A 510-nucleotide genomic window follows, 5' to 3' on the forward strand; every position below is an offset into this window, starting at 1 on the left:
CCCTTGCGCATCGTAGTCGTACTGAACCGAACGCCCATCAGGGTACGTAACCTTTGTCAGTGCACCATTCAACTGATCATACGTATAGGTATATCCCACTCCACTAATTGCTGTTTCATCAAGCATACTTGTACGGCGTCCAGCAGGGTCATAGCCAAATTCTACAGTTTCCCCTGGAACACCTGTTACCTTTTTACGCCACAACAAATTAGTGTTTGGATGATAGTCGTACGTGAACTCCTTATTCTTGCGATCAACTTGCTTACTTAAGTTGCTGTTCGCATCATAGTAAAACTTTTCAATCTTCCCATTGGCGTCTGTTGTTTGAATCAACCGACCAAGCTCGTCGTATTTATTTTGCTTCGTTGCCGAATCCGGGAATGTCAGAGTAGTCATTTGACCCGCTAAGCTGTAGGAATAGCTTGTCAATTCATTGTTCGCATTCAGGACACTGGTCAATTGACCTACTGGATTGTAATTATAAGTCGTCGTTTTGCTGTTCGCATCCGT

1 pseudogene is annotated in these 510 nt (G+C 43.9%); it reads right to left on the reverse strand.

Annotated features, from left to right (window positions below):
• Positions 1 to 510, reverse strand: a pseudogene (locus PKO02S_RS32160) (hypothetical protein); the annotation flags it as partial.

It is taken from the genome of Paenibacillus koleovorans NBRC 103111 (assembly GCF_004000845.1).
In the GTDB taxonomy this organism is placed as follows: Bacteria; Bacillota; Bacilli; order Paenibacillales; family NBRC-103111; genus Paenibacillus_AA; species Paenibacillus_AA koleovorans.